We start from the raw sequence: 13,630 nt of genomic DNA on the forward strand, positions 1-13,630 counted from the left end.
TATTAATTCTAATATTAAAGCTCTTTGCCTTAAAAATATCGCAATCAAATCTTTCCATATTACGCAGAATTATTATTATTCCTTAAATTCTTTAAGCACCGCTTGATTTGGTAGTTCATCATAGCCCATATTAAAAAAGGTAAATCCAAAAATATCTGCATATTGTTCAATACGCTTACTAACAGGTGTGCCTGCACCATGACCGGCTTTAGTTTCAATACGGATTAAAGTGGGTGATTCCCCTTCATGAGATTTTTGCAAATTAGCGGCAAATTTAAAACTGTGAGCTGGAACCACACGATCATCATGATCGCCGGTAGTGATCAAGGTGGCCGGATAAGAAGTACCTTGATTTACATTATGAACAGGCGAATACCCTAATAAATATTCAAACATCTCTTGGCTTTCCTCAGAAGTGCCATAATCATAAGCCCATCCCGCACCTGCGGTGAATTTGTGGTAGCGTAGCATATCAAGCACGCCTACAGCTGGCAGTGCTACTTTCATTAAATCTGGTCTTTGGGTCATTGTGGCTCCGACTAATAAACCACCATTGGATCCGCCTCTTATGGCCAAATAATCTGATGATGTATAGTTATTCTCAATTAGATATTCGGCTGCGGCAATAAAATCATCAAAGACATTCTGCTTCTTTGTTTTTATACCGGCCTCATGCCATATCTTTCCATATTCTCCACCACCTCTAATATTTGGCACAGCATATATCCCCCCTTGTTCCATCCATATGACATTAGTTATACTAAAGGCAGGCGTTATGCTTATGTCAAATCCGCCATAACCATATAGGATCGTGGGGTTCTTGCCATCATATTCCACACCTTTTTTATGCGTAATAATCATGGGCACTTTAGTACCATCTTTAGAATTATAGAATACTTGATGCGACTCATAATTATCTGGATTGTAATCAATTTCTGGACTCCAATATTTTTCATAGCTTCCTTCTTCAATTTGGTATTTATAAATAGAACTTGGCAAGCTGTAATTAGTAAAGACGAAGTAGACCTCTTTCACATCTTTTTTGTCACCAAAGCCCCATATGGTGCCTATGCCAGGAAGTTTTACCTCACGGATAAAATTACCTTCATAATCATATTGATAAACTTTGGATAGGGCATCTATCATATATTCGGCGAAAAAGGATCCGCCTGCAGATCGAACCGATAATACATTTTCTGATTCAGGAATTACATCTTCCCAATTTTCAGCCGTCGGATAGGAAATATTAGTTTTAACTAACCTTTGATTAGGTGCTTCATAATTCGTTACTATATATAATATTGGGCCTTCATTATCTATGACCCAGGTATCTGCAGAATCAGATTCTTGAATTGGTTTAAACAAACTGTCATCGTTCAAGGATTTGAAATACAATTTATTTCCTGATGTAGATGTGCTAAGGGACAAAAAAATAAATTCCTGGTCATCTGATATATAGGTGCCAATGTATCTATGTTTTTCTTCCGGCTTTTTACCATAAATTATCTCATCCGCACTTTGATCCGTATTTAGTTTATGGTAATAAACAATATGCTGGTCTGTTTTTGCTGATAATTCGCTCCCGTCCGGTTTTTCATAACTAGAATAATAGAAACCATCATTTCCATACCAAGAGATTCCACTAAACTTTAGATCTACTAATGTATCGCCAATTACTTCTTTTGTCTCGGCATCCATCACTATTGCTTTTCTCCAATCACTGCCACCTTCGGATATTGTATAAGCCATTATTGAACCATCTTTTGTAAAATACATCCCGGATAAAGAAGTGGTTCCATCTTCAGAAAATTCGTTTGGGTCCAAAAATACCTCATCCTCAGAAGCTCCATCTTTACGCCGGTAAACCACATATTGATCCTGTAGCCCATCATTTTTATGATAGTATGTGTATTTGCCCTCTTTAAATGGCGAGGTAATTTTTTCATAGCTCCATAATTTTTCAAGTCTGTTTTTTAGATCTTCACGATATGGTATTTCATTCAAATAATTAAATGTTACTTCATTTTGTCTACCAACCCATTCAGCTGTCTCATCGCTCATATCATCTTCTAACCAACGAAATGGATCTGGTACTTCCGTGCCAAAATATGTATCTACTGTGTCCACAGTTGCTGTTTCAGGATAAGTAAGTGTTATTGATTGTCTTTTATCCTTCTTGCAAGAAGCTCCAAACATTAATAACGCAAGGAGTGGAATTAATTTTCTCATTTTTTAAGTTTTAGCGAATGCTAAATGTACTAAGAAATCGTAGGAAATATGGTTAAAGCAAATGAGTGAAAACAAAAAACCCCTGCAGTACACATGAAGTAGAGCTTAGCTCACTCCACGGCTTGCTACAGGGGATTATTTTTTTAGGGCTGTTTCCTGACTGAATTTTGCTTTTACACAAAATAGAGCAGGACGTACATAGACCACAGCACGCAAAAAAAGCAGTAGCTGTATACAAAATAGGAAAATGTAGTTCTTCGTTTCATAGCATTGGGGTTTACAAAGAGATAACCCCGTATAAGGCTTTTGGCGTAGATCTGCTCTGCCAACAGCCCCTTTATTCGTTGTAAATGCACCAATCCCGACCACCCGCAGATATCCTCTGTGAACGTACTTTTCCCTAAAAGCGCTTTGCCCGAATTAGCGGTAGTTTACCGTGGTTTTTATGGGAGGTAGACAGCAAATTTTAGTGACATACAAGGGGGGAAGGGGGGTTGAAACAGCGAAAATTAAAAAACCCCCTGACATATTCGCGAGGGGGTTTTGTGTGCCCGTTAAGGCTACCCAATAAAAGGGCCTGTTACACTTTCGTTTGATACATTCTATACAATAGAAATAAGAATGTACAGGGACCATAGCAAGCAAAAACCGCTAAAGCCGTAAACGAAAATCGAGTATGTAGTCCTCTTTTTCATAAGATTTGGGTTTACAAAGAGATAACCTCATACTTGGGGTAAAGCGTGGAATCGCTCTGTCAACAGCCCCTTTTTTCGTTATAAATGCACCAATCCCGACCACCCGCAAATATCCTCTGTGAACGGTTCTCTATGCCTCTTCCCCTTGCCTGATTTTATGGCCCTTAATCGGGGAAATGCAGCCCTGTAGCACGTACTACAGGACAAATGCCAAAACCCAAATTCCAAGCGTAGGATTTGCTATTTTGTTAGAGCGACCTGGCTTAGGTGGATGTATTCTTGTTATTGTAACAATGAAGAAAAGCCGTAATTATTAGTTATGAGTAACTAATCACAGGACTATGAAACTTGAAAAGTTTCCTTGAGCCTTTCAGAAAGTTATCATGGCTCCTTATTTAATTTAATGGCATACATGCCTATCAGCATGCTAGCAGAACAATCACTATAGACAAATGTGGTGTTTCGAAAAAACTCTTCTGTTGAATTTTCAATATCTACCCAGTCGCCATCTGCCTTATATCTTTTATGTGAATTTTCTTCCCCAAGCTCTAGTCTTATCAGTTTAAATTTCTTTAAATGGTTGTCAGGATCTATAATTTCCATGGTCGCAGATAGGGAGCCGCTATGTACTCTTCGCTTTGTAGCACTTTGTGGAGGCCTTCTGGTTATGGTAACATCAAAACTGGCAGTGATTTCATTTACAGGAGATGTTTCAAAAGTAACAAGGATAGATCCACTAACCGGCCTATCCAGGGCTATACTCATGCTTGGAATATCTACCCGCCAGGTACCTAAAAGACAAGGATCAATGTCTGCAACTTCCGTTGAAGTCTTAGGGGCTAGGATTACATATTTATTGGAAGATAGATCGAAGCTTAGCAGTGCTAATACAATAATCAGGCGAAAAATGTACATAGTGTAAATTTTAAATTATACGACAAAGTGAAATTCCAGAAGGCCTAAGATAGCATAGTCCAAAAATGGAAACAGGCCTTGAACGACTTACTATACTACTAAAAATAATGTATTCAGGTGACAATTTTGTGTGATTGCACTTGATTGTTGTACAAATGGACCTTGGCTATTGCATTTGATGCCTTTTGCAGCGTGTTTATAAGCGTAAATTCCAAGCCTGCCTGGAGGCAGGCAGGCATCAAATACCAAATTCCAAAAGCGACCCAAAAAAGATTAGAATACTATATGCCACCTTTTCCGGGTTGTTATGCCCACTTTATTGTGCTATTTTTAAAAGGGACATTTCTATGTCTCGTCTAACCTTAAAGAGTACATTATGAAAAAAGTTGTTTTGGTCTTACTGGCTTCGCTATTTGTGAGTACGGCTTCTTTTAGCCAGGAGGAAACCACAGAAAATATTCAGTATTACCGGGTGCTTGCCATCAAGTTTAAATTTGGCAAGGCCGATGAAGGTATTAAGCGCGGTATGGACCTGTTTAAACAAGCCCTGACAGATATTGGGCGCGAGAATATGGTATTCCGGGGCGAATCGGGTCCGCACGACCTGCTGGTCTTTGACCCGGTTAGTAAGGAGAGTCCGTTTTCAGATGATTTCAGGGGAGACCATTTTAAAGCCATGATCGAAATTATGGGATCTCAGGAAGCTTTGATGGAAGAAATAGAGGCCTGGTCTGAACTTGTGGAAAGCCAGGAGATCTATTACTACAAGCAAATAGGCTAGCTGCCTTTAATAGATTTATTAGGGAATAAAGTGCGTGACCAGGTGCCTTAAGGACAAATCCTATGCCTGCCACCGTATCGTTACTATGGACGCTCTTAATCACTCAACTACACCAATGGGTCTTATTCCTGTTCCTTCCTTTTCCGTCAACGCATCCCCAAGTTCGGCACGTATGGCATCTCCAAGTAACTTGATCTTGGCCACAATTTCCGGGTGTTCGGCTGCTACATCGGTGGTTTCTCCAATGTCGGTCGAGAGGTTGTAGAGTTCTACATTCTCAATGGTGTTGGTTTCATAGTCCACTGGAATTCCGCCCGTGCCGCCCGGTTTTCCATTCAGGCTTCGGTAGCTGTGCGGGAAATACAGCTTCCATTTCCCATAGCGGATGCCGTGAAGTTCATTTACATGGTAATAGAAGTAATAGGCTTCCTGGGGCGATTGACTGGAAGTACCTGTCCAGATATCCCATACATTTTTCCCATCGATCTTATTGGCCGGCAAGGCTGCGCCAGTAATATGGGCCAGGGTCGGCATGATGTCTATGGCCATCATCGGAACATTTATGACCCTTCCGGGCTTTATTTTACCTGGGTAGCGGATGATACAAGGCTCTCTTTGTCCGCCTTCCAGCGCCGTGCCTTTACCTTCCCGTAACGGATAAGCGCTTCCGGCATGATCCCCATAGCTCAGCCAGGGTCCATTATCTGAGGTAAAAATGACAAGCGTATCCTCATCCAATTCATATTCTTTTAAGGCCGCCAGTACCTGCCCCACAGACCAGTCGACCTCCATGATCACATCGCCGTACAAACCCCTTTTTGATTTTCCCTTGAATTTATCCGAAACATAGAGCGGTACATGGGGTTGAGGATGAGCGATATATAAAAAGAAGGGATTGTCTTTGTTTTTCTTAATGAAGTCCACACTCCTTTCCGTGATCTGGCTTGTCAAATTACTTTGGTCGCTCAGGGTGTCTATGATGGTTTCATTCTCATATAAGGGAAGCGGGCCAAAATTAAATACAGGTCCTTGTTGGGGGTGGAGGGGCCACATATCGTTAGAATAGGGGATGCCGAAATACTCATCAAAACCCTGCTTGATGGGCATGAAGTCGGGGTGATCGCCCAAATGCCATTTCCCAAAGATCCCTGTTTTATAGTCGATCTCCTTCAGCATTTCGGCCAGGGTAGTCTCGGAGGGGTTTAGTCCTTTCTTGCTATCGGGCATAAAGGCGCCGTGTACGCCGAGTCGGTTAGGATAACAGCCTGTCAGGAGTCCGGCACGCGAGGCAGAGCAAACCGCCTGGGCTGCATAGAAATCCGTGAGTTTGATCCCCTCCGCGGCCATCTGGTCAAGATGAGGAGTTTCGATATCCGTAGCCCCAAAAGAACCTACATCCTGATAGCCCTGATCGTCGGTAAAAATGATGATGACATTGGGAGGGCGTTCTTCAATAACTTCATAGCGACCGCAGGCAAGCATGCCGGGTAGCAGCAGGAGTAAAAAGATCGATCTGTTCATCATATCTTACATATACAGTAATATCCTTCAATACACCCTGAAGAGGGTAAAGCCCGGTTAACAGCTGATTTCATCCACTGTTTAATTTAATAAAACTTAGTTTATGGTGACTTCTATTTCCACTAGCAGAGGTCGGTGATCAGATTCTATCGGTGCTTCTAACAATCTCACCTTCTTATATTTGAAGGTCACCTGGCTTGAATTTCTAAAGATCAGGTGATCCAATTCGGCTTTATGCGCACCCTGAAAACTTAGGCTATCGGCACCTTTATGGGCAAACGTATATCCCTGTTCGGCAAAATACTGCATCGTTGGAGAATCTGGTGTACAATTAAAATCCCCAACTATAATACTTGCTTTTCCCAAGGCATCTATATAGTTCGCCAGGGCTTTTGCCTGTTTCAGACGGCTAACCATTCCTTCTTCTCCTGCTATCCAATCAAAATGCACATTAGCAAATACCAGGCTATGGCCTTGTGATACTTCTACCTCGTGAACAAGGGATGAACGAGGCTCATATTTTCCATCGGGCAGGGGTACGACTTTTGATGAAACAAGGGGTAAGTCAGATAGGGTCGCCATTCCGTATTCCCCTTCCTGGTAATTCATAAACTTGCCAAAAGTGCCTGTTAAACCCGTTTGTTCTGCTAAATAGACTGTTTGATCGGTACTATCTGAACGACGGCAATATTTGTCCACTTCCTGTAAACCACACAGATCAGGACTTTGTGATCTGATTATCCCGGCAGGTCGGGAGAGATCCAAGATGGTATCAAGTCCAACACCATGGCGTATGTTGTAGGACATTATTTTAAAAGTAACGGTTTCTTTCTGTGAACACGCCAATAGACTTAGCAGGCCGGTACAAAGCAGGGATAGTAATAAGATAGATCTATACGCGCTCATAGAACCTGCCGTCTTAGATGGGTTATTATTTGGTCTCACTATAGGTATCCGTCCACATAGATCTCCAGATCTTCCATGTACCGTCTGCCTGCTTTTTGTAGAGGGTGGTGTTTATTCCCTTTTGCAGCATCCCGAAATCCAGGCTGTCTTTTTTATACGTCCAGTCCAAGTGGGATGTATGCGTAGACACGGCCAAGGTATCCAGTATGTTCAGACTGATTATCTCAGTCGTATAGTTGTTGATCAATGTTTGCGAGCCATCCCGGGGAAACCAAAAGTCTCGTATTGACTTCTTGCCTTCTATGGTTTTCATAGAATTGGGTTGGATCCGTGAATCCTCCACTAATAAGCCTATTATCTTTTCCTCGTCCCCACTCAACCAACCGCTTACGTAGTCTTCATGTAGCTGTCGTATCATTTGCTCATCCTGATCAGGCTGCTCGTTTTTACATCCATAAAAAGAGGTGATCAATAAAATTACTAGAGCAAATGCAATCGGACGGATCTTAGGTTCGGTCTCAAAGTATAAGAGCAAGCATGGGCTTATTGACTTGTATTTTTCCACATATTCATATCTTAAGAGCTCGTTATTCTTTATTCTTTGCTTTATTTTATTGTGATACGGATACATGAGCAATTCTTACTAAAAAAGTATGTTAATCATGGGTCAATTTTAAAAACCTTAAAGCATTTCCCAAACTTCGCCCATAGCCAGGGAGTACCACATAAATAGCAAAAACAGGACTATTTGCACAGCAAATGGAATTTTGAAATTAAATTTTTCCATTAAAAAGGTGTTAGTCCAGGGCAAGCATAGGAAGGCAAGAAAGAGATAAACTAAACCGGGAACCGGGTGTACTAAAACAAGATTCAAAACCCCAACAACCAGGAGTATTAAGAAGAAGAACCATAGAATCGTGCTGCGAAGTTGAAATTTGTTTTGTGCTGTAGTTTCCATTTGATTCAATTTTAATAAACAAGTTACACATATTTGCCTGCTTGCAGGCTTAGCAGGCCAAGCATGGAATTTATGGTCTTAGTTTTATGAATATCATTCTTAGTTCTCACCTATTGTCAGGTCGAGCGGAGTCGAGACCTACCCACCCCTTTTATTCCGCTCCAAGGAGGGGAAAGATTTTAGTACTTGATGAAAATTCAGCATAGTTTACTTTTTGTCAGGTCGAGCGGAGTCGAGACCTATTCAACGCGCTTATATCTCGACTCCGCTCGATATGACGCGCGATATGTCTTATTTATCTACAAGAGCCTACTCCACCCAATAATCTACACCGGTTACATCTTCTACAAAAGGCCCGACCAGGCTTACAATTTACCTGCTTTTAGTTGCTTATGGGCATAGTCAACCGCTCTGGCCGTCAATGCCATATAGGTAATGCTGGGGTTTTGGGTTCCTGAGCTGGTCATACAAGCGCCATCAGTTACAAATACATTAGGTACTTCATGCATTTGATTCCATTTATTCAAGACACTGGTTTCAGGGTCATGACCCATACGTGCGGTGCCCATTTCGTGAATACAAGCTCCCGGTGCGGTTACATTGTTGTAGGATTCAATATCCTCACATCCTGCAGCTTCAAGCATTTCTACAGCACAGTTTACAGCATCTTCCCTCATAGTTAATTCGTTCGCCCTTAACTCTGCATCAAATGTAATGGTTGGCATCCCATAGCGATCTCTTTTATCAAAATTCAGGAACATTTTGTTATCATGATGAGGCAATATTTCTCCAAAGGCGACAATATAAATATAGTAAGGCCCGGGTTTGAAAATCCCTTCTTTTAATTCTTTCCCAAAAGCACCAGCTGAATTATTATGGCCTCTTTTAATCCCGCCCTGATATCCAAAACCTCTTACATAGTCTTGACGTTTCGTATGCTCATCAATATTTCTAAACCTGGGGATATAAAAGCCTCCCGGTTTTCTGCCTTTATAATACTGGTCTTCAAAACCCGGAACCCTTGCCGCAACACCCATTCCGTAATGATGGTCCATTATATTATGACCTAATTCGCCACTGCTATTTCCTAATCCATTGGGAAAGCTTTCAGATCTGCTATTGAGGAGAATTGCGGCAGTGCCAATCGTACTGGCATTGCAGAATATAATACGAGCGAAAAATTGAATTTCCTCCCGGGTCTCCCCATCTATAACCTTTACTGAAGAGGCCTTTTTAGTGTCATTATCATAGACTATTTCAGACACGATACTATAAGGCCGTATCGTTAAGTTTCCGGTAGCTTCAGCTACCGGAAGGCTTGCGGAAACACTACTAAAATAAGCGCCATAGGGACATCCCCGCCAACAGCGGTTTCGGCTTTGACAAGGACCGCGCAACCCTTTATGGATTTCCGGGTCATATTCTGTAAGGTTTGCCACTCTTCCCGGGGTGACTACCCGTTCAGGATACATTTTTGCAACTTCTTCCCTAAAATATTGTTCCACACAGTTCAGGGGGAAGGGTTTTAAAAACTTACCATCCGGAACCTGGCTCAGGCCTTCTGCCTGGCCGCTTACCCCCACGAAAGTTTCAACGGTATCATACCACGGCTCAATATCCTTGTAGCGTATAGGCCAATCTACCCCAATTCCTTCCTTTTTGTTAGCTTCAAAATCCAGATCACTCCAGCGGTAGCAATGCCTGCCCCACATAATAGACCGGCCACCCACGTGATGCCCGCGAATCCAGTCGAACCGTTTTACTTCATCATAAGAATACTCACTGTCCTTGTTGATCCAATGTTTATTATCCTGTTGCACCCACCAGTGAAGTCGGTTTTGCTTTTTAAAGTCCTTCTGTATTTCGTCATAAGGAACTTTATTCTGACTTGGCAGCTCCCATATGTCCTTGTTGGCAGTGGGATACTCCCCGTGTTTTACCATCCGACCCCTTTCCAGGACCAGTGTTTTATACCCTTTTGAACACAGTTCCATCGCGGCATAGCCACCGCTAATTCCTGAACCAATTACAATAGCGTCAAACGTATTATTGTTGTCATCTACATTCATATCGCCCATGCTTTACCATTGACCGATTCCAGGCTAATACAAGGCTCGTACGCTCCCGGAATTGGTAAATAATTCAAATAATTGGTGGCAATTTCCTCGGTAGATACATAGTAAGCTACCGCCTGCTGCTTGATATCCAGAAGTCCTGCTTTAGCCTTAGCATCGGCTTCTTTATCGGAATTTAGCAGTTGTCCAACGGCAGTTGCCAGCTCTTTGTTTTCTGTATATACTGACAAGGAATGAAACAGCTCCATAAAAACGTTTTGCTGTTCAGGCGAGTAAACACTACCTACTATAGTATCCATGATCTGATGTACACCTACATCTGTTGCAGACGGACTGTCTGTTTTGGGTAGCAATACGTTAAGTATTTCTTTGAGGAATGAGAACTCCTTTTCTTTAAAAAAGCTAAGGGTGTAATCTGAATCGCTTTCTTTTTTGACTCTTTTACAGGCGGTAAGTAAGGTGCCGGATAGGGGTATAGCCAGGGCAGACCCGGTGGCTATGGTGATTAACTTGACGAGTTCTCTTCTTTTCATAATATATATTTCAAGTTACTATAGTTCTCTAATGTCAGGTGGAGTGTTTATGCCGAGCTGGTACCTCGAACCTAGTCGAGACCCACCCCTTTTATTCCGCTTCGTCGCTAAAGCTATGAAGCGTCGGCGACCCTGCCAGGAGGGGAGAATTTGTGGTGAGGGTAAAATCCGCTCCCAGTAGGGCAAGTCTATACGTAAATGAAAACAGAATTTAATCATAATTTATCCATTGTCAGGTCGAGCGTTCACTCCCAGCTGTCAGGTCGAGCGGAGTCGAGACCTATTTCAAGAGCCTACTCCACCCAATAATCCACCACAGTCACATCTTCCACAAAAGGGCCAACCAGACTTACAAATTCCTGGTGGGCAGGGTGGGGCAGATAGATGGCCCTGTCTTCTTCAGATAAAAATGTCACAAAAAAACAATGGCTAAGCCCCTTATCTAAACCTTCCGGGCTGTTGTTGGTGCCCCATTCAAAATCGTGTATTTCAGGGATCCGTTCCGGCAAACCGGCAAATGCCTGTTCGATCTCTTTGATGTTATCATCTGTAGCTGTGTCAACAAAATTAAACAGCACAACATGCCGCAATAGTTTGACGGGTTCTTTCATTTCTTTTTTTGCGCCCTCTTGCTTCATTTCAGCGGTTTTCTTTTCCTCCTGCATGCAGGATCCTAAAATTAAGAAGAAGGATAATAGTACTAGGTAAATTTGTTTCATGAGTGTGGTCATTAGTTTTCCAGTTCCCGCTCAATTATATCGAGCACTGTATTGGAATATTCTATAAAACCTTGTGCCTGGATGTTCGATACAGAAAGCCAATTTATGGTAGAACTGATCTTCCCTTCAAATTCCGTAGAGGTAAACAAGGCGCTGGAATCAAAATCTAATTTTGATTTCCCGATCTCAAACCTGTTTTCCCCACCCTTTTGCAGCAAGATATCGTCCAGGGCGCCGGAACTCCCGGTTTTAACCATAATGTTCCTGAACGAGTAATATTGATATAAGGGCGGGCGCAAATGGTTGATATTAAATTCCAAATAGATCATTTCTTCTTCTTTGGCCTGTGTTACAAGACTGGACCAATTGGAGAGATGGAGTCTTAGTGAATCATTGGATATCAAGGCGAGTTTACCACCATCCATCAATTGTGTAATGATCCCATTGATGGGGTCAAAAGTAAAATTAGGGAGCATGGTGGCAAAGAGACTGTCGATCTTCCCGTAATCCTTTTCTAGTTCGGGATTGTCAATGATTTTCAAGATCTCATGGCAAGAATTTGCAGCATCTTCTCTTTTAGCAATCTTGGTAAGTAACTGGTCCTTGTTTTGAAGGAATTCCGTGCGTAATTGTTTTAGCAATAGTTGTTCTTCCTTCGATTCCAAACGTTGCGTATTCCAATTGTCGACCTGCAACGCCAAAAGGATCCCGATCATGACAAGGAGGATCTCCCCAATGGCGTATTTAAAGTATTTACCAGTTTTTCCTGTCTCCATAAGGTCTTTTCTAATTTGTCTAAAAAATTTGATCATTACTTATCCAGACTTTCGTTTATCTGGTCCAGAATTAGATCAATATGTGTCCGTAACGGAACGGATTGAGCATTGGCAATATTCGAGAATAGTGCTATAAAGCTTATGTAATCTTCCAGGTCTTCAACCTGAAGTATTCTATTGACATTTTCCTGCATGTTAGTTCTTCCGATAAAGGCATCCAGGCGATCGCTGCCTTGCGGATAGATCAGATCCTGGATGCCCAGATCCTGTTCCACCTGCTGAAACAGATCTCGTATTTGAATATGTTTATTCAAAAATGGCATGTAAAAGTTGTCTCTATGGTTTAACAAGACCACTTCTTCTTCAACAAGTTCATCCACTCTTGTCGGCCATTTTGAAAGGAGGTTTTTTAGCGAATCGTTCTGAATTAAATTAATATCCTTGGAGGCAAAGAAGCTTTCTGAGTTAGCATTGAATGTCGGCGTATAAAGGGTTCGCTGTAAATGGAAGATCAAGCTATCATTCTCAATTTCCAATTTTTCATCCAGGGTATTTAAGATGACTTTGCAGGAGGAAATGATCCTATTTCTAATGGCGATCTTATCATTGAGCTGTCTGAGGTCGTCCTCAAACTCTTGTTTTAACTGGCCAAGAAGTACTTGCTCCTTGTCTTTTGTTTTTTGACCCTCATTCCAATTATTGATAGAAAGCGCGATCAGAATCCCGATGACCACCAGAAAGATCTCCCCGATGGCGTATTTCAAGTAGTTTGCCGTTTTACCTTCACTCATAAGCTTGTATCGTATTTGGCGAAAGATTTTAATCATTTGCTAGTTCCTTATCGATCAGACGTACTACTTCCGTCATATTTTCATTAAGATCAAACAAGTGCTGATTGTAAAAAAACTTGATTTCTAAGAAATTGAATAGATCCAGAAAGATCTTGTCGTCCGCAGCGCTTTTCAGGTCGGTATAGGTCCAATGTATCCTTTCAGAGGCATAGGTCCAGTGTATCCTATCCTCGCTAGGCTTCAACGTCTCATAGACGCTGGCCATACGGGCGTGACGTTCATCATAGATTTGCTGGATCATGGCGAAGAGCTCGCGGTTTTTTATCAGGCTGGATTTACCGTCTGCAACAAGTGAATTATAGGTAGCCCGAATAGGCCGGAATGAGATTCCCCTGTAAAAGATATATTTATAGTGTGTGGTATCAGGTTCAATAAAGAAACCGCTATACCTGTCAGGAGCGTAAATGGCTTCCCGAAATACGGGTGATAGACTATTGAATAAGCTGATTTCTTTAGAATTTTGGTGAATGATACTATCCAAAAGTACAAAGTCCTTTTTGAGATCATTTTTGATACCTTCTAAATAGACCTTGGCCAATTTGGCTTCTTTCCTTTCCTCATTCCAATTATTGATAGAAAGCGCGATCAATATCCCAATAACTACCAAGAGGATCTCCCCGATGGCATATTTCAAGTATTTCCCAGTTTTTCCTGTTTCCATTAAATCTTTT

General features: G+C 41.7%; 13 protein-coding genes. 1 reads left to right on the top strand and 12 read right to left on the bottom strand.

Features of this window, described 5'->3' with window-relative positions:
- Positions 1-75: 75 nt before the first annotated feature.
- Positions 76-2,229, bottom strand: a complete 2,154-nt coding sequence (locus Q0X89_RS08850) for a prolyl oligopeptidase family serine peptidase (protein WP_297693251.1) — start codon at positions 2,227-2,229, stop codon at positions 76-78.
- 1,076 nt (positions 2,230-3,305) lie between these two features.
- Positions 3,306-3,839, bottom strand: a complete 534-nt coding sequence (locus Q0X89_RS08855; RefSeq protein WP_297693253.1) for a hypothetical protein — start codon at positions 3,837-3,839, stop codon at positions 3,306-3,308.
- A 376-nt stretch (positions 3,840-4,215) separates the two neighbouring features.
- On the opposite strand from Q0X89_RS08855, the gene Q0X89_RS08860 reads away from it, so the two are divergent.
- Positions 4,216-4,620 (top strand): hypothetical protein, encoded by a 405-nt coding sequence (locus tag Q0X89_RS08860; RefSeq protein ID WP_297693255.1) that lies wholly within the window; start codon positions 4,216-4,218, stop codon positions 4,618-4,620.
- 99 nt (positions 4,621-4,719) lie between these two features.
- On the opposite strand, the gene Q0X89_RS08865 is transcribed toward Q0X89_RS08860, so the two are convergent.
- The 10 genes from Q0X89_RS08865 to Q0X89_RS08910 all read right to left on the bottom strand — a co-directional run bounded on the left by Q0X89_RS08865 (position 4,720) and on the right by Q0X89_RS08910 (position 13,620).
- Positions 4,720-6,144 carry a sulfatase gene (locus Q0X89_RS08865; RefSeq protein ID WP_297693257.1) on the bottom strand — a complete coding sequence of 475 codons (1,425 nt, stop codon included), beginning with the start codon at positions 6,142-6,144 and terminating at the stop codon, positions 4,720-4,722.
- 93 nt (positions 6,145-6,237) lie between these two features.
- Positions 6,238-7,047, bottom strand: a complete 810-nt coding sequence (locus Q0X89_RS08870; RefSeq protein ID WP_297693259.1) for an endonuclease/exonuclease/phosphatase family protein — start codon at positions 7,045-7,047, stop codon at positions 6,238-6,240.
- A 25-nt stretch (positions 7,048-7,072) separates the two neighbouring features.
- Positions 7,073-7,678, bottom strand: a complete 606-nt coding sequence (locus Q0X89_RS08875) for a nuclear transport factor 2 family protein (RefSeq protein WP_297693261.1) — start codon at positions 7,676-7,678, stop codon at positions 7,073-7,075.
- Between the two features lie 51 nt (positions 7,679-7,729).
- Positions 7,730-8,005: a hypothetical protein gene (locus Q0X89_RS08880; RefSeq protein WP_297693263.1), complete on the bottom strand. Its 276-nt coding sequence runs from the start codon at positions 8,003-8,005 to the stop codon at positions 7,730-7,732.
- Between the two features lie 365 nt (positions 8,006-8,370).
- Positions 8,371-10,074, bottom strand: coding sequence for a GMC family oxidoreductase (locus Q0X89_RS08885; RefSeq protein ID WP_297693265.1), 1,704 nt, complete (start codon positions 10,072-10,074; stop codon positions 8,371-8,373).
- Positions 10,071-10,613: a gluconate 2-dehydrogenase subunit 3 family protein gene (locus Q0X89_RS08890; RefSeq protein WP_297693267.1), complete on the bottom strand. Its 543-nt coding sequence runs from the start codon at positions 10,611-10,613 to the stop codon at positions 10,071-10,073. The genes Q0X89_RS08885 and Q0X89_RS08890 overlap by 4 nt, the downstream gene beginning before the upstream one ends.
- Before the next feature lie 293 nt (positions 10,614-10,906).
- A complete protein-coding gene (locus tag Q0X89_RS08895) occupies positions 10,907-11,332 on the bottom strand; it encodes a Dabb family protein (RefSeq protein WP_297693269.1) in 426 nt (141 codons plus the stop codon).
- A gap of 11 nt (positions 11,333-11,343) precedes the next feature.
- Positions 11,344-12,108 carry a DUF6090 family protein gene (locus Q0X89_RS08900; RefSeq protein WP_297693271.1) on the bottom strand — a complete coding sequence of 255 codons (765 nt, stop codon included), beginning with the start codon at positions 12,106-12,108 and terminating at the stop codon, positions 11,344-11,346.
- A 35-nt stretch (positions 12,109-12,143) separates the two neighbouring features.
- On the bottom strand, positions 12,144-12,935 hold the full coding sequence (locus tag Q0X89_RS08905) for a DUF6090 family protein (RefSeq protein ID WP_297693273.1): 792 nt from the start codon (positions 12,933-12,935) through the stop codon (positions 12,144-12,146).
- Positions 12,928-13,620 (bottom strand): DUF6090 family protein, encoded by a 693-nt coding sequence (locus Q0X89_RS08910; protein ID WP_297693276.1) that lies wholly within the window; start codon positions 13,618-13,620, stop codon positions 12,928-12,930. Before Q0X89_RS08910 ends, Q0X89_RS08905 begins: the two co-directional genes overlap by 8 nt.
- Positions 13,621-13,630: the final 10 nt, after the last annotated feature.

This window comes from uncultured Eudoraea sp. (assembly GCF_947258525.1).
Lineage (GTDB): Bacteria > Bacteroidota > Bacteroidia > Flavobacteriales > Flavobacteriaceae > Eudoraea.